Source organism: Paenibacillus sp. FSL R7-0179, assembly GCF_038002265.1.
GTDB lineage: Bacteria > Bacillota > Bacilli > Paenibacillales > Paenibacillaceae > Paenibacillus_AQ.
On record NZ_JBBOCC010000001.1, the window covers coordinates 1517926 to 1541460 of the forward strand.

Below are 23535 nucleotides of genomic sequence, written 5' to 3' on the forward strand. Positions count from 1 at the left end.
ATCTAAAAACAAATTAGAGGATGATAAAGATGAGAACCTTGAACCTTACCTCTCAGCGTCAAGCCGTATACGATATCGTCCGCAATTCCCACGATCACCCTACCGCTGCCGAAGTCATGAACCGGCTGGTCGAGCAGGGGCATAACCTGGCCTATGGAACGGTCTACAATTCCCTGCGCTATCTTACAGATAAGCAGATGATCCGCGAGCTGAAGCTGGGCGAGGCGGCCAGCCGCTATGACGCCCGTCTGGACGACCACCAGCATATCGTCTGTGAAATCTGCGGTGCTGTGGATGAAGTAATGAGCCAGGTCCCGCAGGAGTGGAGCGATTCGGTAGCGGCGGATACGGGATATTCGATCACTCATACACATGTGGTATTCGGGGGGATCTGCCCGGCTTGCCAGAGCAGGAATTCACGCCAGAACTAGGACATTTGTATGAGCTGCGAGGGTCCGCATAGTAACGGAATATAACAAAAGACCGTTTTCATTGGAACGGTCTTTTTACTGTGCTTCTATAAAAATTATCAATAAACATAGGGAAATTATCATTAAATACGGGGAAAAAGAGGGTTTCGGGGGCTGATATTTAATTATATATAAAGCCTGCCGCCATGATCCATCTTAAGACCCATGAAGAAAGAGAGAAAGAGAGAGTGAGTCCATCATATGAATAAAAAGGTGCGTCTGAACATCCGTACGAAGCTGATTACTACCTATTTGCTTGTCTTGCTGGTACCGAGCATCATTATAGGCTGGTTAACCTATCAATCGGCCAGCAGCACCATGGAGGAGCAGCTTACTACTAATGCCCAGGAAAGTGTAATGGCAGTGAATCAGATCATAAATTCCAATATTCAGTCGAAAATAGATGATATCCTCTATTTTGCCGCACAGCTTCCGGCAGATTCCATTAATAACGAGGCGGCTGGTCTGACCGCCCCTGAGCTGGAGAGCAGATTAAGGGAGTACGCGGCGCTGCATCCCGATGTGCTTGATATTTATGCCGGAACCAGCAAAGGCAAGAGCATCCGTGCCGCAGAGCTGGAGCTGCCGGAAGGCTATGATCCCCGCAAGGAAAATACATATATCAATGCGCTTAAGCAAGGCAGCGGTACAGTGATCTCCCCGGTATTTCAGACGGTGAAGGGGGAGAGCGCCATTGCGGTATCATCGGTACTGGCGGGCGGAAACGGCGTAGTCAGCCTTGATCTGAATCTGTCTTCCCTTGCCGATATGACGAAAATCAAGGTCGGACAGGAGGGCTACATTCTGATTATCGACAGCAGCAAGAAATTCCTGGTTCATCCCACAGAAGCAATTGGCGTGGAATCCTCGCTTGAGTTCGTGAAGCAAATGTTCGGGAGCGAGGGCGGAAGCTTCGATTATGTATATAAGGATGCACCCAAGAAGATGACCTTCATGGTGAATGAGCTGACGGGCTGGAGAATCGGGGGCACCATCAGCCTGAATGAGATTACGCAGGCAACCGGCGATATCCGTGAGACGGTCTGGCTGGTCCTCCCTATATCCGTGCTGCTGGCGCTGGTGCTGGTCTATTTCAATATCGCGTCGATTCTGAAGCCGCTGATCCGCCTGCGCAAGGCAACCGAGCGGATTGCCGGCGGCGACCTGTCGCAGGATATCGGGGACTTCAGGGGAGATGAGATCGGCCTGCTGGCTGTGAATTTCCGCCAGATGGTGGATAATCTGCGGCAGATGATTATCGGGGTACAGACCATGACGGATAAGGTCTCTTTCTCCGCCGAGCAGCTGAGCGCCGGGGCAGAGCAGACGACCAAAGCTATAGAGCATGTTACAGTGGCCATCCAGGAGGTGGCTGCCGGCACACAGCAGCAGGTGGGCAGTGTACATAAAGGGATGGCAAGCACAGCTGCCACCACATCCGAGGTAGCCCATATCTCGGAGTTCATGAAGCAGGTGTCGGGAATGATGGACAAGACCTCGCTGTCGGCTTCGGAGGGCAATGATTCGGTCATCAGCGTAGTCGACAAAATCAACGGTATTCATGAGACCGTGGAGGAGATGGGTACCGTCATCGATCAGCTGAGTGAGCGGGTCGGACAGATCCAGGGGATTACCGGTGTGATCTCGGGAATCTCGCGGCAGACGAACCTGCTGGCGCTGAATGCGTCCATAGAAGCGGCCAGAGCCGGTGAACAGGGGCGCGGATTCGCTGTGGTAGCCTCGGAGGTCCGCAAGCTGGCGGAAGAATCCGGGAAGTCGGCAAGCCTGATCTCCGAACAGGTTGCCTCTATCCATGCAGAGATGATCCGTGCTACGGCATCCATGGAGGAGGCGAAGAGCAAGGTAATGGACGGCATTATGGCTGTGGATACAACGGGGCGTTCGTTCTCGCGCATCCGCAGGGCAATTAAAGGGGCCGCAGAGACTATAAGCGGGATGAACGAAGGCGTTCAGACCCTGAGCGCAGAAGCAGACAGTCTGGACCAAGCCATTAGCGAGATCCGCGGCATCACCGAGGCTGCGGCAGGCAGTACCGAGACGATCTCGGCAGCAGCCCAGCAGCAGCTTGCCTCGGTGGAAGAGATCGCCTCTTCCTCAGCCGACCTGAGCCGCCAAGCCGATGAATTGCAGCAGCTGGTCGGACGCTTCAAGCTGCAACCGGGTAATCAGTAGAGTCTCCAATTTGTACGTGTGAGAATTACTTTTAACTACAAATACAGCTTCATCCCTCTTTTCTTTTACCTCACTTTGCAAGTATACTGATAAGCAACAATACGGGGTGATGAAGGGGAGAAGCGTTCATGGCAGAGCAATTGAAGGGCATTACCGTAGCCCTGGCCGGTCCGCGTAAAGCGGAAGATATGGCTAAGCTGGTAGAGAATATGGGAGGAACCGCGCTGCACCGTCCCGCTCAAGGGACTACCTTTCTGGATGATGCCGCTCTGCGTGAGGGGCTGATTGCCTGGACGGAGCAGCCGCCGGATCTGGCTATTCTGACTACCGGTATGGGGCTGGACGCATTGTTCGAGACGGCTGCGAAGCTTGCGCTTGCGGACCGCTTCCTGGAGGTTCTCTCTGGCTCGCCTGTTGCTGCCCGTGGCTATAAGACAGTGAATGCCCTGAAGAAGCGCGGGCTTGAGCCGGTCGTGCGTGACGATGACGGCAGCTCTGCCGGACTGATTCGCGGCCTGCAGGAATATGATCTGCAGGGCAAGCGCGTCATGCTTCAGCTGCACGGGGAGACCGCCCCGCAGCTGGTCGGATGGCTGGAGCAGGCAGGCGCAGCTGTAAGCTGTGTGCAGCCTTACCGGTATACTCAGCCGGAGCCTGGAGCGCTGGAGCTGCTGCTTACAGAGATCACCGAAGGGCAGGTGGATGCGGTGGCATTCACAAGTGCGCCGCAATTCCGCTTTCTGGCACAGCATGCGAGGGAGCAGGGGCGGCTTGCGGAGCTGGTGCAGGCTTTTGAAGACAAGGTACTGGCGGTATCTGTCGGCCGTATGACCTCGGAGGCCCTGAAGGAAGAGGGCGTGAAGCGGATCGTCATGCCGGAGCACGAGCGGATGGGCAGCATGTTTGTTACCCTGGGCCGCTATATTGCAGCTACCCGCTAGCAGCGGAAGTTCAATTACAACTACAACTACAAATACAGAGAGATATGGAGGAGGAGACCTATGGATAAGAGAAAATGCCTGTTGTTAGGCGATTACACACACCCCCGGTTTCACCCGTTGCAGGGTGTGGACAAGCAGGTCAGTGAAATTCTGAATGAGCTTCTGACCGTGCAATGCTCGGAGAACAAGAAGCTGATGCTGAGCGAGCATTTGTCCGGATATGATCTGTGCATCGCATATAATGAATTGTGGAATGAAACCGTATCTCCACAGCAGACTGCAGGTCTGCTGAGTTATGTCAGCGGAGGAGGCGGTCTGATCGTCCTGCACACCGGGGTATCCCTGGCGAAGCGATATGAGCTGGCCCAGCTGATCGGTGCCAGATTCACCGGCCACCCGGCCTATACTCCGCTTCAGTTCAAGGTACAGGAGCATGATATTACCGAAGGCATCGAAGACTTCCAGCTCGATGAAGAGCCGTACCGGTTCGAGTTCGATCCGTTCACCGAGAAGCAGATTCTGCTCGAATACGAGGCGGACGGGGAGATGCTGCCTGCGGCCTGGTGCCACAGCTATGGCCTCGGGCGGGTGGTCTATCTGATGCCCGGCCATCATGAGCCGTCATTCCGGCATCCGGCTATCCGCCAGCTGATTCTGCGGGCAGCCACCTGGGCGGCGCGTATCCCCAGATAATCAGCCAATAATCGGCAATACCCGAAGCTAAGCCCCACTTTTGTGGGGTTATTTTGTGAAATGGCGGGCGAAGGGGTATACTTTATCCATAACTGCAATCTTTGGGAGGGAAGTACCATGAGTGATCTGTTGAAGAAAGCTATCTCATTAGGCGTAGGCCTCACCATTGTCAGCAAGGAAAAGGTTGAAAAGGTCGTAGACGAGCTTGTGAAGCGGGGCGAGCTGGCCCCGTCGGAATCCAAGGCTCTGGTGGACCGGCTGGTAGAGCGCGGAGATGAAGAACGGGGTGCGTTCAAGTCTGCCGTGCAGGAGCAGGTTCAGCGGGTACTGAAGGAGCTTAAGGTACCTGTGCAGGAGGATATCACTAGGCTGGAGTCGCGCATTGCCCAGCTTGAGGGCCGTGTTGCCGAGCTGGAAGGCAAGTCACCCCAGGAGACCACCGTGCCGGAACAGCGTACGGAATAAATGGCTGTCCGCATAAGGCATGCCGGACGTTACCGGGCAATCGCCATGGCGCTTATGCGTCATGGCTTCGGCTATATGGTGGAGGAACTGGGCCTCTACCATCTTCTGTCGCTTCCCCGCCGGATCATCACACAGGAGGTTCATGAAAGTGTGACCCTTGCTGAACGGGTCCGCAGGGTGCTGGAGGAGCTGGGGCCGACCTTCGTCAAATTGGGCCAGCTTGCCAGTACGCGCTCCGATCTGCTGCCTGATGCGATTATTCAGGAGCTGGTGAAGCTGCAGGACAATGTGCCGCCGTTCTCAGCCGAGACGGCCCGCAATATTCTGCAGCAGGAGCTGGATCAGCCCATTGATGCGGTCTTCGAATATTTCGAGAACAATCCGCTCGCTGCCGCCTCCATCGGCCAGGTGCACCGGGCTGTGCTGCATGGCGGGCAGAGTGTAGCGGTCAAAATACAACGTCCAGGCGTCATGCGGACGATGAGCAGGGATCTTGAGATTCTATCGGATCTAAGCCAGCTCGCCGAGCGCAAGATGGATTGGGCCAGGCAATACGGGTTAGCCCGGATGGTCGAGGAATTCTCACGGGCTCTGATGGCGGAGCTGGATTACGCCCAGGAAGGGCGCAATGCCGAACGTATATCCGGGCAGGTGTCCGCTCATGATAACATATATATTCCGGCCATCTACTGGGACTTCAGCTCCACCAGGGTTCTGACCATGGAGTATATGGAAGGGATTACACTGAACCGCAAGGACGAGCTGGTGAATTCGGGCATGAAGCTTAAGACCATTGCCCAGCAGTTTGTGGAGATGATGCTGAACCAGATTTTTATTCATGGCTTCTTTCACGCCGACCCGCATCCGGGCAATGTCATGGTGCTGGAGGACGGAAAGCTGGCTCTGATCGACTTTGGAATGGTCGGGCGGCTTAGCGAGGATATGAAGGATGGCCTGTCCGCGCTGGTGATTGCACTCATGCGGAAGAATACGGACTCGATGGTACGGGCCATTCTGCGTCTGGGAGTGATTCCGGAGGAGGCTGACCGGATGGCGCTGCACGAGGATATGGACCGGCTGCGCGAGCAGTATTATGATATCCCGTTCAAGCAGGTCAGCATCGGCAAGGCGCTGAATGATCTGTTCAGCATTGCCCGCAAGCACCGGCTGATCATTCCGCCGGATCTGGCGCTGCTGGGCAAGACAATGCTGACCCTGGAGGGCATGGTTGCCAGCCTGGACCCGGCCTTCAGCATTATGCAGATGGCCGAGCCGTTCGGCAGGCAACTGATCAAGCAGCGCTTCAGCGGAAGCCGCCTGCAGCGCAAGCTGCTGGGCGGAGTAGCTGATCTTGCCGAGAGTCTGGTTGAGCTTCCCGCCCAGGCCCGGCAGCTCTCCTCGCTGATCAGCAAGGGGAAGCTGAAGGTAGAGATCGGGGTACCCGAGCTGCAGGACCTGGAGCATAAGTTCAGCCGGATCGGCAACCGCCTCTCCTTCAGTATCGTGCTGCTGGCCTTCAGCATTATCATGGCCGGACTGATTGTCGCCTCCTCCCTGCGCGGCGAGCCGTCGCTGCTCTGGGACTTTCCGATTGTCGAGATCGGTTCGGTTATCGCTCTGCTGATGATTCTGTGGCTGCTGTTCTCCATCTTCAAATCGGGCAGATTCTAGCCGGAAGAGCCGGATAAATAATTATTCTTTGCCGGATGCACACAAAGGCTGCACAATCAAGTACAATATTAAGATAACTTGCCACAATTAAAGTGTAATGGAACGCAAATGGAGTGCCGTCTGAACGTCCGGTGGATCGCTGCTGCGCCGTATAACCGAACGTTCGACCGCTGCCTTGCGGGCCCATGGGACGGAAGGGCTCCGGTGACGGGGTGCTTCCGCTTTGTTTTGAAACGATAAGAATGTGAATATAAGTTATGGACTGACAGGATGGAATGAAAATTTAGGGAAATTAGTGAGGTGGAGCAATTGCCGGGTTTTAAAGATTTAGGAGTATCAGAAGTGCTGATCGATCTGCTCAAGGGGCAGGGTATCGTGAAGCCGACGCCGGTGCAGGAAGAGGCGATTCCGCCGCTGGTGCAGGGTCTGGATGTCATTGCGCGGGCGAAGACTGGAACGGGGAAGACGCTGGCTTTTCTGCTGCCGATTATGGACAAGATCCGGGTCGAGGCCGCTTATCCGCAGGCGCTGATTCTTGCGCCGACGCGTGAGCTGGCGCTGCAGATTACCGAAGAGGCGCGTAAGCTAGCCCGTCATACAGGCGTGAAGATTCTGGCGGTCTACGGCGGCCAGGATGTGGAGAAGCAGCTGCGTAAGCTGGAAGGCGGCAGACATCTGATCATCGGTACGCCGGGACGGCTGCTGGATCACCTGCGCCGGGAGACCCTGGACCTCAGCGGCGTGAAGATGCTGGTGCTGGATGAAGCGGACCAGATGCTGCATATGGGCTTCCTGGAGGATGTGGAGACGATCATCACGGCGGTGCCTTACCGCCGTCAGACGATGCTGTTCTCTGCGACGATGCCGGACCCGATCAAGCGGCTGGCAGCAAACTATATGAAGGAGCCGCTGGATGTCATTATTAAGAGCGGCTCGCCGATCCCTCTGGACAATATCCGCCAGCAGGTGGTGGAATGCTCGGACCGCAATAAGGAAGAGGCACTGATCTCCCTGATCGAGCGCGACCGCCCTTATCTGGCGATCATCTTCTGCCGCACGAAGCGCCGGGCCATCAAGCTGAACGAGGCGCTGCAGGCGGCCGGTTATGAAAGCGACGAGCTGCATGGCGATCTGTCGCAGGGCAAGCGCGAAGCTGTCATGAAGCGGTTCCGTGACGCCAAGCTGCAATTGCTGGTGGCTACGGATGTGGCGGCACGCGGCCTGGACGTTGAAGGGGTCACCCATATCTTCAACTATGATCTTCCGCTGGATGCGGACAGTTATATTCACCGGATTGGCCGCACGGGCCGCGCCGGAGGCAAAGGCCTCGCGATCACGTTCGCTTCGCCGCGCGAGCGCGACGGGCTCGCACTGATCGAGCACGGCATCTCCCAGCGGCTGGACCGCCGCCGGTACGAGAAGGATGAATTCGGCGTAGGCGAATTCACCTCGGTCCAAGGCGGCGGCTCGCCGCGCGGGCGGCAGAGCGCTGCGCCTGAAGCGGCGCGCGCCGGCCGTGGCGGCCGCGGGCAGGGCCGCAGCGGCGGTGCGCCGCGCGGCGAAGCCGCAGGGCGTCCGGGCGGGCGCGGACGCAGCGGCAAGGACGCAGGCGGCTGGGGCGCGCCTGCGGAAGGCGGCGGCCGCAGCCGGAAGGACGCGGCCGGAGGCGGCAAGCGCAGCGCGTACAGCGCGGCTGCGGCGCCGAAGGGCGACTCCGCCGGGCAAGGCGCGGCGAAGAAGCCGAGACCTGGCGGCGGCTACGGCGCCTTCGCCAGCGGCGGCGACAGCGCAGCAGCCAGCGGCTATGCTGCGGGTGCAGGTGCGGGTGCCGCCGGCGTGCGCGGCGGCAAGGGCGGCGCTACGCGGGGCGGAGCCGCGAGAGGCAACGCCTCCCAGGGCGGGCCGAGCAGCGGCTACAGCACCAACGTATCGCGGGGCGCGGAAGCCGGGGGCTTCAGCTACGGCGCTTCGAAGGGTGCCGGCTCCGGTGCCGGATATAATCCCGGCGGCGCGAAGTCGAGCCCGAAATTCCGGGCGCATGTAGCGCGCAGCAACGATGCCGGGGGCTATAACGCCTCCGCTCCCAAGGGCGGCTCACGAGGCAGCTCCAAGGGCGGTAAAGGCGGCTTCAGCTCAGGCGGACGCAGCAGCGGCGGCTCCGGCGGCGGTTCACGCGGCGGACGCGGCTCCTCCAGATAAAGGCGCTTTACATGCATAGCTAATCCTTGTTACCATAGGGCCGTTGGCGTAACAGCCAATGATTCTATGGTAATATTTATTTACTGAAACCTTTTGGCTATCGGGCCTGTCTAATAGATACCGTGGGAAACATTCGGGTACAAGTATAGAGAGATATAGAATGTAACCTGCACTTTTGGATCAGGCGGGGTTCTGCCGCATTCAAGAGTGCGAGGGTACACAACGTTTAGGAGGATTACACAGTATGTCCAAAACCGCCAAAATTGTCATTCTGCTCATCGTCGTCATTGCGGTCGGCTGGGGAATAGGGAAGTATACAGCCCCCTCCGCTTCCCCGGAGAACGGGACCAATATAAACACAGGTACAGATCTGGGAGCCGAGGGGCCGGATGCAGCGCCTGAAGCTTCGGCAGTGCCGGAGCCTACGGATCAGCCCGCTCCTGGCGCTTCAGGCAATGGTACTTCCGGGAACAACGCTGCGGAGATGGTCGTAGCCGAGCCCGAGAGCATCGCGGTCATGGTCAATAAGCAGTACAGCCTGCCTGATAAATATAAGCCTTCCGATCTGGTCTACCCGGATGTTCCTTTTATTTTCTCGGAAAAGATTGAGAAGCGCATGCTGCGGCGTGAAGCGGCTACGGCGCTGGAGGAGATGTTCGCAGGGGCGAAGGCGGACGGGGTCTATCTGGCCGGTGTATCCGGCTACCGTTCGGAATCGACCCAGAAAAGGCTGTTCAATAACTATGTCGCCAGAGACGGTGAAGAGAAGGCCCGCACCTACAGTGCCATGCCGGGACACAGCGAGCATCAGACGGGACTGGCCATTGACCTGTCCGGCAGAGACGGCAAATGTGCAGCCGAGAGCTGCTTTGCAGGGACGAAGGAAGCAGAGTGGCTTGCCGCCCATGCCGCTGAATACGGCTATATCATCCGGTTCCTTGAGGGCAAGGAGGCCATTACCGGGTACAAATACGAGCCTTGGCATGTCCGTTATGTAGGCAAGGAGATAGCCGCTTCTATCGCCGAAAGAGGGATTACACTCGAAGAATATTATGACGCCGTCCCGGTGTCGAATTAAACCCGCACTATAATCAGGCGGTCCCGCAATCTGCGGGGCCGTTTGTGTGTCTGGGCAGGCGGTGGCTCTCGTTCAGCAGTTTCTGTCCTTCCATTCAGGAAATAAGTGGATTTCATCCAGCTGCTGCGGCGCGATTGAGCTATCCTCCGGCAGCAGTTGGATAATGAGCACTTAATTAATCAATATTCAGCAAAAGTAGTCAAACGCCACCAATTAGATGCTGTTTATCCACTTGCTTCCTGACAATCCGCTGAAACCGGGAAAATAAGATACGTTTATCCACTTGCATGCCTTGCATGCTGCTGAAGCGGGCGGAGACTCGTTCGTGAACGGTGGTTCACCCCCGGGAACGCTGGTTAAGTAGTGGGAAACCGCACACTATGAAATGGGAGGCGTTTCTTGATGTCTGAACATAATCATGTGGTGAGTAAGGACGGCAGTGTGACCATGAAACGGGTAACGGAGGCGCTCGACCGGATCGATCCGGGGCAGAAGGAGATGATTCTGGACAACTTCGAGCACTTCAAGGCGTATTTAGGAAAGCGCATTCAACTTGCGCAAAAAATCGGTCTCAGCGACGAACAGCTGGCACTGGCCGCCGAGAAAATCGCCGGTTACCTGGCAGCGTATGAGGAGCCCCGCAATAGTGAAGAGAAGCTGCTGCTGGAATTGTGGAAGGCCGGCAACAAGGAGGAGCGCCACCGTCTGGCGCATATGCTGGTGAAGATGGTGCAACAGTAAAAGAGGCAGCGCCGGTAAGCAACAGGAGCACTACCAGTATCACCAACAGCATCGGGTAACATGGCTCCCTGAAAAAGGAACATGAACAGCGTTGATGCATTCCTTCCTAGTGAAAATTAAACAGGCGGCTCCGTGATCCTTGAAGAGCCGCCTGTTTCCTGTGCAAGTAACCTTTGACACATCTGTCTGTGGCTGAACTGTATCTTCAGCCCGTGCGTTTGTTTGGGCGGATTATAGTCTTCCGTTTGTGAATTACAACGGTACGGGTATAGTTAGTATAGGATGTACGGTATGCTGAAGCCTCGAAAATCCAACCCATTGGAGCTGCTCTCATATGAAATTAAGCATTCTCGATCAATCCCCGGTGCCGGAGGGAAGCACTCCGGCCGAAGCGCTCCGGCAGACGGCGCTGCTGGCCCGCGAGGCGGAGCGGCTCGGCTATCACCGTTTCTGGGTCGCGGAGCATCATGCTGCGCCGGGCCTCGCCGGCTCCAGCCCTGAAGTGCTGATGGCGCATCTTGCTGCGGTGACCTCAGCGATCCGCATCGGCTCGGGAGCAGTGCTGCTCCCGCATTACAGTGCATTCAAGGTCGCTGAGAATTTCCGTGTCCTGGAGGCGCTCTATCCCGGGCGGATCGACCTTGGGATAGGGAGGGCGGCAGGCGGCGGTGCTCTGGCCGCCAAAGCACTGCAGGATACCCGTGTCACTATTGACGACGTTGACCGGTACGAGCAGCAGATTCAGGAGCTGGTGGCCTATCTCTATGAATCTGAGGGCGGAGCCTCCCCGCAGCGGTATGCCGGATTACGGGCAACACCTGCGGTGGATTCAGCGCCGGAGGTCTGGCTGCTGGGCTCAGGCCGGGAGAGTGCGGCGCTCTCGGCCCGGCTGGGAACCGGGTATGCCTTCGCCCGGTTCATTGCCCGGAATGGAGGAGCAGGCGCGGTGCATGAGTACCAGGACAGCTTCACGCCGTCCGTGGCTGCTGCAACGCCGAAGTCGCTGCTTGCGGTGTTCGCCGTCTGTGCGGAGACATCGGCGGGGGCAGACCGGCTGGCTGCCAGTATGGATCTCTCGCTAGTCAGCCTGGAGAGAGAACACATCTCTTCCCCGACTCCGTCCGTAGAGACTGCGCTGAACTATACATATACCCCGTACGACCGCTTCACCATTACAGATAACCGGAAGCGGATGGTCATAGGCTCGCCTGCTGAAGTCAGGGAGCAGCTTCAGCTGCTGGCTGAAGAGTACCGCTGCGGGGAACTGATGATTTCTTCGCATATCCATGACTTCGCGGACAAGCTGCAATCCATCCGGCTCATCGCCGAAGCCTGCGGGCTGGAACGCAGGGCGTAGCCATCCCCGCCGGAATTTGGTTTTGGCTGCGAATAGGGTAAAATAAAGAGGTGAATTATATAGCCGAAAGGAAGCGAAGCAGAAATGTCAATTTATAGTTTTTCCGGAGTGAAGCCTTCGGGTACTGAAGTGCCGTTTAAGGACTATGAGGGCAAGGTGCTGCTGATCGCCAATACGGCCAGCAAGTGCGGACTGACCCCGCAATACGGAGATTTGCAGAAGCTGCACGAGCATTACGGGGACCAGGGGCTGGTAGTGCTGGGCTTTCCGTGCAACCAGTTCGGGGGTCAGGAACCGGGCACAAGCGAGGAAGCGGAGTCCTTTTGCCAAATTAACTATGGAGTCACGTTCCCGGTGTTCGCCAAGGTCGATGTGAATGGTCCGGAGGCGAGTCTGCTGTTTCAATATTTGAAGGGCCAACAGCCGGGTGACGGTGAGAGCAGTGATATCCAGTGGAACTTCACGAAGTTCCTGGTGGACCGCAGCGGCAATGTAGTGGCCCGTGTCGAGCCGAAGGAATCACCGGAGAGTATGAAGGCGCTTATCGAATCCCTGCTGTAATGAGGCTGAAATTAACCGCTCTGGAGGCACCCTTTATGAAAATTATCCTTGAATCTTTTCAGAGACACTGTATCCTTTGAAGAGACATGTTTCGCGTGACACCATGAATGGCTTACAGGAAGCAAGGATGCAGGATAATAACGGCAGGAGGGTTACATACAGGCATGAGGTTAATTACAGAGGTAGCATCGGCAGCGGGGATTAAGGAAGAGCATCTGGAACTGTACGGCAAATATAAAAGCAAGCTGGCGCCCTCGCTCTGGGCAGAGCTGAAGCACAAACCGGACGGCAAGCTGGTTCTGGTTACCGCAATGAATCCTACACCGGCAGGTGAAGGCAAGACGCTGACGACGATCGGGCTCGCCCAGGCGATGAATGCAGCGGGTGTACGCACGGTAGCAGCGCTGCGTGAGCCTTCGCTTGGTCCGTGTCTTGGGATGAAGGGCGGAGCGACCGGGGGCGGCAAGGCGCAGATCGTTCCGGCAGATGAGATCAACCTGCATTTCACCGGGGATATCCATGCTGTAACAGCGGCGCATAACCTGCTCTCGGCGATGATCGACAATCATATGTTCCAGGGCAACAGCCTGGGGCTTGATCCGCAGCGGATCGTCTGGAAACGCGTTATGGATATGAATGACCGCAGCCTGCGGAATATTGTGACCGGCATTGGTGACGGCAACGGAACTGTGCGGGAGAGCGGTTTTCAGATTACAACAGCCTCGGAGATTATGGCCGTGCTCTGCCTGTGCAGCGACCTTACGGATCTGAAGCAGCGGCTTAGCCGTATTCTGGTCGGGTATGACCATGCAGGACAACCGGTAACCGCCCAGGCAATTGGAGCTGTGGAGGCGATGACTGCGCTGTTGAAGGAGGCGGTGAAGCCGAATCTGGTGCAGACGCTGGAAGGAACCCCGGTCATTGTGCATGGCGGCCCGTTCGCCAATATTGCCCACGGCTGCAGCAGTGTGATCGGAACCCGCTACGCGCTGAAGCTGGGCGATGTGGTGGTGACCGAGGCAGGCTTCGGCGCGGACCTGGGCGCGGAGAAATTCATGGACATCAAATGCCGCCAGGCGGGGCTTGCTCCTGCTGCGGCTGTCCTGGTGGTTACGGTGAAGTCGCTCAAATACAACGGCGGTGTCCGCAAGGAAGAGCTGTATGAGGGCAACCGGCCGGCGCTGCTCTCCGGCTTGTCCAATATGGAGCGGCATATTGAGAATCTGCGCAAGTTCGGCGTGCCTGTGCTGGTGGCGCTGAATCATTTTGAAGGGGATGCCCCTGCTGAAGTGAATGAGGTGCTGGAGGCTTGCAGGCGGCTGGGTGTACCTGCTGCGGTATCCAAGGTATGGGCGGAGGGAAGCGCGGGCGGACAGGAGCTGGCGAAGGAGCTGCTGAAGCTGCTGGACCAGGAGGAGCCTGTGCAGTACGCACCGCTATATGACGACCATCTGGATATTCCGTCCAAAATTAACCGCATTGTCACGGAGATCTACCGTGGAGCTGGAGTAGCCTTCTCTCCGGCCGCTAAGCGCAGTCTAGCTATTATTGACCGGCTGGGCCTGCACCATCTTCAAGTCTGCATGGCCAAAACCCCGTATTCCTTCTCGGATCAGCCCCGGCTGCTCGGAGCCCCGGAAGGCTTCACCATGGGCGTCCGGGACATCACCCTGTCCCTCGGGGCGGGATTCGCTGTAGTGATCACCGGCAACATGGTCACGATGCCGGGCCTCCCCGCCAAGCCGGCGGCAGAAGGAATACTGGTGGATGAGGATGGCGTAATTTCCGGTCTGGAATAAGGCATCCCTGAGCTAATAGTTCTAGTGTGGCCTCACTTTACCGCAGGTATGCTGCGGAGGGTGAGGCTATTTTGTATGCGGAAAACCAATCACAATGGGAGATGTCGCAGGCACATGGACCAAATGTATGCGAAAAAACGATCACAATTGGACCGGGAGCGCCGCATAGGCCAAATGTAATCGAAAAACCGATCACAAATGGACGGGGAGCGTCGCGTAAGCCGAATGTAATCGAAAAACCGATCACAATGGGACCGGGATTCGCCACCTCAGTCAAGCTCTCTCCTGCGGTTTCCAGCTCCTGGCAGACATAATGCCCCTCCTCCGGGGGAAACTAAGCCAAGGTTGAAGAGCGCATCGGCGGTACTAGTGGAGTGGATAACGGGGTGAAACTCCAAAGTTATTAAAATTTAAAATTGTGAACATTGTGATAAAAATCACAAAACTACTTGTAATGTGATAAATATCACAATATAATCAATGTATAAAGTGAAAACAATCACAAATGTAAACACAAGCCCTACTAAATAAGCTTTTCAACTTGGAGGAGGAAGAAATCATGAAAGTAGCAGTCATTGGATGTACCCACGCCGGAACGGCCGCCATAGTAAATACCGCACAGTTATACCCGGATGCACAAATAACGGTGTACGAGCGAAACGATAATATCTCATTCCTGTCTTGCGGCATTGCCTTATACGTTGGCGGTGTGGTCAAGGACCCGCAGGGACTATTCTATTCCTCCCCGGAACAGCTGGCTGCGCTGGGTGTGCAGACGAAGATGCGCCATGAGGTAATCAACATTGACACCGCCCGCCGGACGCTGAAAGCCCGCAACCTCGTGACCGGCGAGGAAATGGAAGATACTTATGACAAACTAATTATGACAACCGGCTCATGGCCGATCGTGCCTAAGCTCGAAGGAATAGACATGGAGGGCATCCTGCTCTCGAAAAACTACAATCACTCCAACACCATTATCGAAGAAGCGCAGAAGGTGAATAGAATTACTGTGGTCGGTGCCGGATATATCGGGGTCGAGCTGGTGGAAGCTTTTCAGATGAACGGCAAGGAAGTTACGCTGATTGATGGGGAAGACCGCATCCTGAGCAAATATCTCGATGAAGAGTTCACCGCACCGATCCAGCAGTCGCTTGAGGATCACGGCATTAAGCTGGCGCTGGGCGAGAAGGTCGCCTCCTTCGCAGGGGAGAACGGCAGAGTGACCAAGGTGATTACGAGCAAGGGTGAGCATGAGACGGATCTGGTGATTCTCTGCATTGGCTTCCGTCCGAATACTGACCTGCTGAAGGGTCAAGTGGATATGCTGCCGAACGGCGCGATTATGGTGAACGATTATATGCAGACCAGCCTGCCGGATGTCTATGCTGCCGGTGACAGCTGCGCGATTCATTACAATCCTACTGGTAAACACGCGTATATCCCGCTGGCCACCAACGCAGTGCGCATGGGAACGCTGGTCGCCCGCAATCTGGTCTCGAATACGATCCCTTACATGGGTACGCAAGGAACATCGGGCATCAAGATCTATGAGGACAATATTGCCGGAACCGGACTGACGGAAGAGGCGGCTGCAGCCGAGGGAATGGATACGGAGAGTGTGATGCTGATCGACAACTACCGTCCGGAGTTCATGCCGACCTTCGAGCAGGTTCAGGTAAAAGTGGTCTTTGACCGTGCCACCCGCCGCATACTGGGCGCGCAGATTATGTCCAAGATGGATCTGACGCAGTCGATCAATACCGTATCGGTCTGCATCCAGAATAAGATGACCGTTGACCAGCTGGCCTTCATCGACTTCTTCTTCCAGCCGCATTACAACAAGCCTTGGAACTTCCTGAACACCGCAGGCCTTCAGGCTCTGCCGAAACCGGCTCCAGTCAAAGAACCTGTACATGTATAAAAGCTAACATTTTGCCGGAGCCCGCTTAGGGCTCTTTTTTTGGGTACGGCAGAGGCGTGTGGGCCGGATGTGGTCGAAAAACCGATCACGAAGGGGATGCCGCAGGCATTTTGTTCTGCAATAGTAGCTCGGGGATGAAAAAATATACCATGCCGCCAGCTTTTATGGTAAATTTGACATGTCAGTGAAAACTTTCACTTGGTTTTTCGGATAGTGATTTTTATCACGTAAATGTGATTAGGATCACGTTACAATGGCATAAAGGAACAAATTTTAAGTAATTAGAAGGGGATAGGAATCATGGCTTATAACAAACCGCAGGGAATCGCTGAAGTTACGGTAGAGAACGGAGTCAAGAAGGCACACAATCCGCTTAGCACTGTACTCATTCTCGGTTTTCTGGGAGGAGCGTTTATCGCGCTCGGATTTTTGCTGGATATTCGTGTCATTGCCGGTGCACCTGCCGAGTGGGGGTCCATTGCTAACTTCATCGGGGCTGCGGTGTTCCCGGTTGGACTCATTCTGGTGCTGCTTGCCGGAGGGGAACTGCTGACAGGCAATATGATGGCGGTGCCGCTGGCATTCATTGCGAAGAAGATCTCGTTCTGGGAAGTGATGAAGAATCTGGTGCTGATCACGCTCAGCAACCTGGCCGGTGCCTTGTTCGTCGCGTACTTCTTCGGTCACATCGTTGGCCTTACATCAGATGGTGTGTATCTGGAGAAGCTGGTAAGCATGGCGGAGCATAAGATCGATGCTACGTTCCTGCAGGCTTTTATCTCCGGGATCGGCTGTAACTGGCTCGTCGCGCTGGCGGTATGGCTGTCGTACGGGGCTGACAATTTCAGCGGCAAAATCCTCGGTATCTGGTTCCCGACCATGGCGTTTGTGGCCATCGGCTTCCAGCACGTTGTAGCTAACATGTTCCTTATCCCTGCTGCAATCTTCGAAGGACATTTCACCTGGGGCCAGTATGCGGCCAACTTCGTTCCGGTCTGGCTGGGCAATCTGACGGGCGGCGCGATCTTCGTGGCTGCTGCGTACTGGATGGCCTATCTGCGCAAGGAGCCGGGAGCAGTGAACTCGGCTGCAGGCGTCCCTGCTGCTGGCTTGAAGAAACACGCTTAATCATTATCGGACCTGACCCGGTGTATATCGCCGGATTGTAACATAGCTTGGCCTAAGCACTTCCTGCTTCTCGGTACCCTGCTTCAAGGGATTCGCAGAGACAGGGAGTGTTTTTGCGTGAATATAACAGAATCATTCTCCCGACACAAGTGGAAACGGCTTTGCCGTCCTTTTAAAAGGATAATTTATAGAGTAAGACTTATAAATTCTTATATTTAAACAAAATTCACCGTGCAATCCGATTCGGGGGAACGAAATCGGATCTCACGGTGAATAAAATAGGGAGTGTTTCATATGGATCATTACCCCGGGTTCCGGGGAACGAATCAGTGCCGGCAAGGTATTTTTGTTTACGTGAGAAAGAGCGGGTTATAGAATATTAATATCGCTGGCGGCGGTGAAGACGGAATTGATTTTCAATAGAATAATTCCCTGGTTTGCCGCGATACAGCATTAACGCGAATACTTGCCCTGCCCCCTGTGTTGGGATGATACTGGATGGATTAATGACAGCTATGTTACAGGGGATGACAGACAAGATATGAGATTTATGCAGGCCTATCCGAAGGAAATTAAAGTATTCTTGATTGCCAGTCTTATTAATGCTACCGGCAGTGCGCTGATGTGGCCGCTGGTTACAATGTATGTATTCGATGAACTGGGACGCAGTATGAAGGACGCGGGAATCGTTCTGCTGGTGCAGTCGCTTGGCGGGATTGCCGGTCAGCTGCTGGGCGGTTCGCTCTACCATAAGGTAGGGGTCAACCGCCTGATTGTCGGCGCTCTGGCCATGAATGCTCTGACGCTGTTTGCCCTTCCGTGGGCGAGCGGAAGCTGGAGCGTATTCATTATCGTGATGGGGCTGATGGGATTGTTCAACTCCCTCTCCCTCCCGGCCATTCAGGCCTTTATCGGCTTCCGGTTCGCAGAGCAGCGCGCAGAGCTGTTCAATATCATCTATGTTGCCAATAATATAGGGGTAGCCCTGGGAACTTCGCTGAGCGGCTTCCTGGGCAATTATATGCTGAGCTTTGTGCTCAACGGGGTCACCTCGGCCGTATTTGCCGGATTCTTCTTCGTCTATCTGCGCAAGGTAGGAGCGGCACCGGCTCAGGGCCAAGCCGTTAAAAAACAGCCGCAGAATGAAGTGTCCGGCTGGAGACTTCTCGGCCATATACGCATCTATCTGTTCATGGCGCTGGGTTCAATGTTCCTGCTGATCGGCAATTCGATCTGGAACAGCGGAGTCTCGCCGTTCATTATCTCGGAAGGCTGGTCGAAGCAGCTATACGGCTTCCTCTGGACGCTGAACGGCGTACTGATCTTCGCGGCGCAGCCGCTGGTCAGCCTGATCAAGCGCGGGTTCGCGCAGACGTCAACCGCGCAGATGACAGCAAGCGCCGTCTTTTACCTGAGCGGGTATGCTGTAATTCTAATGATGCCAAGCTATCCGGGGATGCTGCTGGGCATGGTGCTGGCTACCCTCGGGGAGATGCTGATCTCTCCAGCGATGCCTTCCTTCATCTCGGAGCATGCCCAGCGCAGCGCACCGTTCTATCTCGGACTTAGCGGCGGAATCGGCGCAATCGGCCGTGTCATCGGGCCATATCTGATGGGCATTCAGTTCGACAGGGGCGGTCTTGCGCCAACCGGCTGGCTCGCTTGCGGCATGGCTGTGCTGTCCGTTGGGTTCTTCGCGTTGCACGCCTATATGAACCGTGCAGCCGTTCTGCCTGAGCGCAGGACTGCATAATCGTTCACGCTGGAACTAAACCTTTTACTATATGCTTAGTAAGGCAAGGGGTGTATAAATAATGCAACCAATTAACAGAGATGCTGCGCTGCTGATCCGGCCCTCCGAAATCAGGGATGCCCGTGAGCTGATCGTGCTGGATAATATGATCTGGACAGAGAATACAACCCCGGGTCCGCTGATGTGGCGCTCGCGGGAGGACTATCTGCTGCATGCGCCGCCCGGCTCCCAGCTGGTGGCCTTACAGGACGGGGAGCTATGCGGTTATGTCGGCTTCGGCTGTCCCAGCGGGATGGAGAGCAACCGACATGTATGCGAGGTGAATATCGCGGTGCACCCGCACTTTCAGCGGCTGGGTGTAGGCACGCGGCTGATCGCAGAGATCAAGCGCCATGCCGCGAAGCACGGCATCCGCAAGCTGCGGCTGCGTGTGCTGTCCTGCAATACACCGGCGCTGCAGTTCTACCGCAAATGCGGGTTCGAGGAAGAGGGACGGCTGCGGGAGGAATTCTACTTAAGCGGACGTTATGTAGATGAAGTATTCATGAGCTGCTGGCTGACGGGAGGAGAAGGGGATGGAGACTGAACTGAAGATGCAAGTTGTCTCGCTGAATGTAGGCAAGCCGAAGACGGTGGACTACCGCGGCAAGCCGCTGGACACCGGAATCTACAAGCTGCCGGTTGCCGGGCCGCTTGCACTTCGGGCGAATGGGTTCACCGGGGACGGGCAAGCGGATCTGGTCAACCATGGAGGCCCTGACAAGGCAGTCTGCGTCTATCCGGTGGAGCATTATGCCCATTGGGAGGAGCGGCTTGGCCGGAAGCTGGAGTCTTCCGCCTTCGGCGAGAATATCACGGCGCGCGGATTGCTGGAGACCGAGGTATGTATCGGGGATATCTTCGAGATCGGTACAGCCCTGCTGGAGGTGAGCCAGCCGCGCTTCCCGTGCTTCAAGCTTACGCAAAAGCATGGACCGGCAGATATGCCGGCCCAGGTGCTGTCTACCGGCTACAGCGGCTTCTACCTCCGCGTGCTGCGTGAAGGCAGCCTGGCAGCCGGGGACCGGATTGTGAAGCTTGCGAGCGGAGCAGGCCGTATCCCGGTGAGACAGGTCCTGTACTCGATGGAGCACGGGCGCAAGGATCACACCGGACTCGCGGAGCTCGCCGGACTGGAGAGCCTTGCAGCTGGCCTCCGGGAGCGGTTCCGGGGCTGGCTGGATGCGGCGGAGAGCTAGGGTGGTGAAGGGGAAGCGGTACGGGGTGGGAACTGGGGCATTCGTCCCTCTCCACTCCACACCTGCACATGCCACTCTGCCGCTCCGCCGCCCTCAACCCGCCTTTCAAGTAAATAAGTGGAAAAACGTATCTTAACTCGCCTACTTCTGGCAAATAACCGAAAACAAGTGGAAAAAGAGCAACTAAAATAGTTAGTTTGAGCTCTGTTAGACGAAATGTGTTCACTTAAGTGTTGATTATCCAACTATTGTTCGCACCCAGGCAAATCGTTCTTCAGCAAGTGCACAAAATCCAACTACTTCCGGTTAGCGCACAGCTTGCCTTTTATGCTCTATAGCTGTTCTTGTTGCTCTGCCTTATACATGTCCGTGATAGCAGAAACGAAGCCGTCCCTTGACAGGACGGCTTCGCTGCCCCGCAGGGCATGGGCCGGAATCTCCGTTCAGCCCAGCAGCTTCCATTCGCTGCGCAGCAGGCCGTACACTGCGTGGTTCACATAACCGGCAGGCAGCTTCTCGGCCTGGCGGATAACCCCTTCGAAGATGAAACCCAGCCGCTGCGGGATCGCTCGGCTGGCCAGGTTACCTGTAGCGCAACGGATCTCGATGCGGTTCAGCTCAAGCTCCAGCAGGGCGTAATCAACAAAGACCCGGCAGGCGCTGGTCATATAGCCTTGTCCCTCATAGCCTTCGCCCAGCCAGTAGCCGATGCCGACCGAGCGGTTATGCCAGTCAATCTCGTGATAGCCGATAATTCCGGCGAGTTCCTCCCGGACCCATAGTCCGGCGGTGAAGCCGCCGTTATCAATGCCCTGCTTCACAGAGTTCTTGATGAACGTGGTAAGATGAGCCTGCTCGGTCACGCCATCCACCCAAGGCAGCCACTGCCTGAGCCGGTGGCGGGAGCGTTCCACCAGGGCGAACATCTGACGGGCATGCTCCGGCATGAGCAGCTTCAGCTTCAGCTCTTCATCTATGACATAATTAAACATGCGGCTGCCCCCTATGCGTTGTGAGATATAAGCTTCGCTGAACTAACGCTTCTGCCACTCCAAGGCGTAGATGTCTTCCTCGAGGGCCTGCATGCGCTGGAGGGCAAGCGTGCGGCAGTCACTAAGCGCCCCGTTATAGATCGCCGGCCCCAGCTCCTTCAGGAAGAACTCCAACAGATTGTCTGCGGCCAGGTGGCCGATCGTTTCCCCGCGCTCCGCCTCGAAGTAGGCACGGATATTCTCCGTAATCATCTCCCGCTGCTCTTTAGGCAGTTTTACCGGCTGCATAAGCATCCCCCTTTAGCGTAATATTCCTATATTTATCATGCTACTCCATCGCCGGGAGAGAAGTCAAAGGATGCGGGGGCTGCTTCTTAACTTTTAAAATATAAGAATTTATATGTTTCACACGATAAATTATCCTTCTATTTCTCGCTGAAGCGGTACCGTCCTTTAAAGGACGGCACCTGCCGCTTCCACTTGTTGAACATTCCCTGCTTAACGGGTATATTAGTAGGAAACATGTTCATACAAGGAAGTAGTTATATTACAGAATGAAAGGTTGATCAATGTGGAGAACCAGGGTACACCCTCCAATTTCATTAAGAACGTCATTACCGAAGATCTCCGCTCGGGTAAGGTAAAGGAAGTCGTCACCCGCTTTCCGCCGGAGCCGAACGGTTATTTACATATCGGACATGCCAAGGCGATCTGGATTAACTTCACGCTGGCGGATGAGTTCGGCGGCAAGACCCATCTGAGATTCGATGACACGAATCCGCTCAAGGAAGATACCGAATACGTCAACTCCATCCAGGAGGATGTGAAATGGCTCGGGTATGAATGGGAGGAGCTGCGGTTCGCCTCGGATTATTTCGGAGAGATGTATGCGCGGGCTGAGCTGCTAATCAAGAAGGGCAAGGCCTATGTCGATGATCTCAGCGCCGAGCAGATCCGTGAATTCCGGGGCACGCTGACGGAGCCGGGGCAGAACAGCCCTTACCGCGAACGCGGGATAGAAGAGAACCTTGATCTGTTCCACCGCATGAAGGCGGGAGAATTCAAGGACGGCGAGAAGGTTCTGCGCGCCAAAATTGACATGTCCTCTCCTAACATCAATCTGCGTGACCCGGTCATCTACCGGATCTCCCACTCCCATCACCATAATACGGGTGACGCATGGTGCATTTATCCGATGTATACCTTCGCACATCCGCTGGAGGATGCCATAGAGCATGTCACCCATTCCCTCTGTTCCCTGGAGTTCGAGGATCAGCGCCCCTTCTATGACTGGGTTGTGGCGGAATGTGAGATGGAGGCTGCACCGCATCAATATGAATTCGGACGCCTTAATCTGGCACAGACGGTTACGAGCAAGCGCAAGCTGAAGCTGCTGGTCGATGAAGGCCATGTGGACGGCTGGGATGATCCCCGCATGCCGACGATCTCCGGGCTGCGCCGACGCGGCTATACGCCGGAGGCCATTCGCAGCTTCGTGCATGAGACCGGCATCTCGAAGAGCCAGGGGCTCGTGGACCTGCAGATGCTGGAGCACTTCATCCGTGAAGATCTCAAGCTGACGGTTCCCCGGACGATGTCTGTGCTGCGGCCGCTTAAGGTGGTTATTACGAATTATCCCGAAGGCGAGACCGAATACTTCGAAATTGAGAACAATGTGGAGAACCCGGAGATGGGCAACCGCCAGATTCCGTTCTCCCGTGAGATCTATATTGAACGCGATGACTTCATGGAGGTTCCGCCGAATAAGTATTTCCGCTTGTTCCCCGGCAATGAAGTGCGTCTTAAGAATGCTTATTTCATCAAGTGCAACGACTTCATCAAGGATGAGAACGGCGAAGTGGTGGAGCTGCATTGTACCTATGATCCTGAGACGAAGAGCGGCAGCGGGTTCACCGGCCGCAAGGTTAAGGGAACGCTGCACTGGGTAGATGCAGGACAGGCTGTACCGGCAGAATTCCGCCTCTATGAGCCGCTGATCTCTGCTGAAGAGGCGGAGACGGATGCCGAAGTAGAAGGTCTGGAACCTTCTGCTGACAAGCCGGAGCCAACCTTCCTGGATCAGCTGAATCCGAAGTCCATCGAGATCCTGCAGGGCTTCGTGGAGCCTGGGCTGAAGGACAGTGTGGCACAGGACAAGTTCCAGTTCTTCCGTCACGGGTACTTCAACGTAGACAGCAAGTATTCGTCGCCGGAGCACCTGGTGTTCAATCTGATTGTATCCCTCAAAAGCTCCTTCCAGCCCAAGAAAGGCTAGAAGAGCTGCATATAAGCAAACAGGCTTGGTCTCCCGCCGGGAGGCCAAGCCTGTTTG

Annotated in this window: 20 protein-coding genes; 18 read left to right on the forward strand and 2 right to left on the reverse strand. The window is 55.8% G+C overall.

Features of this window, described 5'->3' with window-relative positions:
* The first annotated feature begins 29 nt into the window (after positions 1-29).
* The 17 genes from MKX63_RS06665 (at position 30) to MKX63_RS06745 (ending at position 20211) form a co-directional block, all read left to right on the forward strand.
* Complete coding sequence (locus tag MKX63_RS06665; protein ID WP_036692190.1) at positions 30-431, forward strand: Fur family transcriptional regulator; 402 nt, start codon at positions 30-32, stop codon at positions 429-431.
* A 240-nt stretch (positions 432-671) separates the two neighbouring features.
* Positions 672-2663: a methyl-accepting chemotaxis protein gene (locus MKX63_RS06670; RefSeq protein ID WP_341016070.1), complete on the forward strand. Its 1992-nt coding sequence runs from the start codon at positions 672-674 to the stop codon at positions 2661-2663.
* A 128-nt stretch (positions 2664-2791) separates the two neighbouring features.
* Positions 2792-3604, forward strand: a complete 813-nt coding sequence (locus tag MKX63_RS06675; RefSeq protein ID WP_341016072.1) for a uroporphyrinogen-III synthase — start codon at positions 2792-2794, stop codon at positions 3602-3604.
* Between the two features lie 60 nt (positions 3605-3664).
* Positions 3665-4297, forward strand: coding sequence for a ThuA domain-containing protein (locus MKX63_RS06680; protein ID WP_340751203.1), 633 nt, complete (start codon positions 3665-3667; stop codon positions 4295-4297).
* Positions 4298-4414: 117 nt separating this feature from the next.
* Positions 4415-4762, forward strand: a complete 348-nt coding sequence (locus MKX63_RS06685) for a phasin family protein (protein WP_341016074.1) — start codon at positions 4415-4417, stop codon at positions 4760-4762.
* Entirely contained in the window at positions 4763-6433 is a 1671-nt protein-coding gene (locus MKX63_RS06690; protein ID WP_341016076.1) for an ABC1 kinase family protein, read from the forward strand.
* A 342-nt stretch (positions 6434-6775) separates the two neighbouring features.
* Positions 6776-8632, forward strand: a complete 1857-nt coding sequence (locus tag MKX63_RS06695; protein WP_341016077.1) for a DEAD/DEAH box helicase — start codon at positions 6776-6778, stop codon at positions 8630-8632.
* Between the two features lie 244 nt (positions 8633-8876).
* On the forward strand, positions 8877-9710 hold the full coding sequence (locus tag MKX63_RS06700; RefSeq protein ID WP_341016078.1) for a M15 family metallopeptidase: 834 nt from the start codon (positions 8877-8879) through the stop codon (positions 9708-9710).
* A 402-nt stretch (positions 9711-10112) separates the two neighbouring features.
* Positions 10113-10451 carry a DUF3243 domain-containing protein gene (locus MKX63_RS06705; RefSeq protein ID WP_341016079.1) on the forward strand — a complete coding sequence of 113 codons (339 nt, stop codon included), beginning with the start codon at positions 10113-10115 and terminating at the stop codon, positions 10449-10451.
* Positions 10452-10785: 334 nt separating this feature from the next.
* Positions 10786-11808 carry an LLM class flavin-dependent oxidoreductase gene (locus MKX63_RS06710; RefSeq protein WP_341016080.1) on the forward strand — a complete coding sequence of 341 codons (1023 nt, stop codon included), beginning with the start codon at positions 10786-10788 and terminating at the stop codon, positions 11806-11808.
* A gap of 84 nt (positions 11809-11892) precedes the next feature.
* Positions 11893-12369, forward strand: a complete 477-nt coding sequence (locus MKX63_RS06715; RefSeq protein WP_341016081.1) for a glutathione peroxidase — start codon at positions 11893-11895, stop codon at positions 12367-12369.
* A 164-nt stretch (positions 12370-12533) separates the two neighbouring features.
* The gene (locus MKX63_RS06720; RefSeq protein WP_341016082.1) at positions 12534-14168 is read left to right on the forward strand and encodes a formate--tetrahydrofolate ligase; all 1635 of its coding nucleotides are present in this window, start codon (positions 12534-12536) and stop codon (positions 14166-14168) included.
* 559 nt (positions 14169-14727) lie between these two features.
* Entirely contained in the window at positions 14728-16092 is a 1365-nt protein-coding gene (locus MKX63_RS06725; RefSeq protein WP_341016083.1) for an FAD-dependent oxidoreductase, read from the forward strand.
* 300 nt (positions 16093-16392) lie between these two features.
* Positions 16393-17220, forward strand: a complete 828-nt coding sequence (locus MKX63_RS06730) for a formate/nitrite transporter family protein (protein WP_341016084.1) — start codon at positions 16393-16395, stop codon at positions 17218-17220.
* A gap of 541 nt (positions 17221-17761) precedes the next feature.
* A complete protein-coding gene (locus MKX63_RS06735) occupies positions 17762-18973 on the forward strand; it encodes an MFS transporter (protein ID WP_341016086.1) in 1212 nt (403 codons plus the stop codon).
* 61 nt (positions 18974-19034) lie between these two features.
* Positions 19035-19559, forward strand: a complete 525-nt coding sequence (locus MKX63_RS06740; RefSeq protein WP_341016088.1) for a GNAT family N-acetyltransferase — start codon at positions 19035-19037, stop codon at positions 19557-19559.
* Complete coding sequence (locus MKX63_RS06745) at positions 19549-20211, forward strand: MOSC domain-containing protein (RefSeq protein ID WP_341016089.1); 663 nt, start codon at positions 19549-19551, stop codon at positions 20209-20211. The genes MKX63_RS06740 and MKX63_RS06745 overlap by 11 nt, the downstream gene beginning before the upstream one ends.
* Positions 20212-20654: 443 nt before the next feature.
* Here MKX63_RS06745 and MKX63_RS06750 read toward each other — a convergent pair whose 3' ends face one another.
* Both MKX63_RS06750 and MKX63_RS06755 read right to left on the reverse strand, forming a co-directional pair.
* On the reverse strand, positions 20655-21203 hold the full coding sequence (locus tag MKX63_RS06750; RefSeq protein WP_341016090.1) for a GNAT family N-acetyltransferase: 549 nt from the start codon (positions 21201-21203) through the stop codon (positions 20655-20657).
* A 42-nt stretch (positions 21204-21245) separates the two neighbouring features.
* Positions 21246-21491, reverse strand: coding sequence for a DUF2164 domain-containing protein (locus MKX63_RS06755; RefSeq protein ID WP_036690395.1), 246 nt, complete (start codon positions 21489-21491; stop codon positions 21246-21248).
* A gap of 283 nt (positions 21492-21774) precedes the next feature.
* On the opposite strand from MKX63_RS06755, the gene MKX63_RS06760 reads away from it, so the two are divergent.
* The gene (locus MKX63_RS06760; protein WP_341018544.1) at positions 21775-23478 is read left to right on the forward strand and encodes a glutamine--tRNA ligase/YqeY domain fusion protein; all 1704 of its coding nucleotides are present in this window, start codon (positions 21775-21777) and stop codon (positions 23476-23478) included.
* The last annotated feature ends 57 nt before the right edge of the window (positions 23479-23535 follow it).

Coding starts and splice junctions, on each gene's coding strand:
- MKX63_RS06665 (WP_036692190.1), top strand. CDS start 30: ATGAGAACCTTGAACCTTACCTCTCAGCGTCAAGCCGTATACGATATC.
- MKX63_RS06670 (WP_341016070.1), top strand. CDS start 672: ATGAATAAAAAGGTGCGTCTGAACATCCGTACGAAGCTGATTACTACC.
- MKX63_RS06675 (WP_341016072.1), top strand. CDS start 2,792: ATGGCAGAGCAATTGAAGGGCATTACCGTAGCCCTGGCCGGTCCGCGT.
- MKX63_RS06680 (WP_340751203.1), top strand. CDS start 3,665: ATGGATAAGAGAAAATGCCTGTTGTTAGGCGATTACACACACCCCCGG.
- MKX63_RS06685 (WP_341016074.1), top strand. CDS start 4,415: ATGAGTGATCTGTTGAAGAAAGCTATCTCATTAGGCGTAGGCCTCACC.
- MKX63_RS06690 (WP_341016076.1), top strand. CDS start 4,763: ATGGCTGTCCGCATAAGGCATGCCGGACGTTACCGGGCAATCGCCATG.
- MKX63_RS06700 (WP_341016078.1), top strand. CDS start 8,877: ATGTCCAAAACCGCCAAAATTGTCATTCTGCTCATCGTCGTCATTGCG.
- MKX63_RS06705 (WP_341016079.1), top strand. CDS start 10,113: ATGTCTGAACATAATCATGTGGTGAGTAAGGACGGCAGTGTGACCATG.
- MKX63_RS06710 (WP_341016080.1), top strand. CDS start 10,786: ATGAAATTAAGCATTCTCGATCAATCCCCGGTGCCGGAGGGAAGCACT.
- MKX63_RS06715 (WP_341016081.1), top strand. CDS start 11,893: ATGTCAATTTATAGTTTTTCCGGAGTGAAGCCTTCGGGTACTGAAGTG.
- MKX63_RS06720 (WP_341016082.1), top strand. CDS start 12,534: ATGAGGTTAATTACAGAGGTAGCATCGGCAGCGGGGATTAAGGAAGAG.
- MKX63_RS06725 (WP_341016083.1), top strand. CDS start 14,728: ATGAAAGTAGCAGTCATTGGATGTACCCACGCCGGAACGGCCGCCATA.
- MKX63_RS06730 (WP_341016084.1), top strand. CDS start 16,393: ATGGCTTATAACAAACCGCAGGGAATCGCTGAAGTTACGGTAGAGAAC.
- MKX63_RS06735 (WP_341016086.1), top strand. CDS start 17,762: ATGAGATTTATGCAGGCCTATCCGAAGGAAATTAAAGTATTCTTGATT.
- MKX63_RS06740 (WP_341016088.1), top strand. CDS start 19,035: ATGCAACCAATTAACAGAGATGCTGCGCTGCTGATCCGGCCCTCCGAA.
- MKX63_RS06745 (WP_341016089.1), top strand. CDS start 19,549: ATGGAGACTGAACTGAAGATGCAAGTTGTCTCGCTGAATGTAGGCAAG.
- MKX63_RS06750 (WP_341016090.1), bottom strand. CDS start 21,203: ATGTTTAATTATGTCATAGATGAAGAGCTGAAGCTGAAGCTGCTCATG.
- MKX63_RS06755 (WP_036690395.1), bottom strand. CDS start 21,491: ATGCAGCCGGTAAAACTGCCTAAAGAGCAGCGGGAGATGATTACGGAG.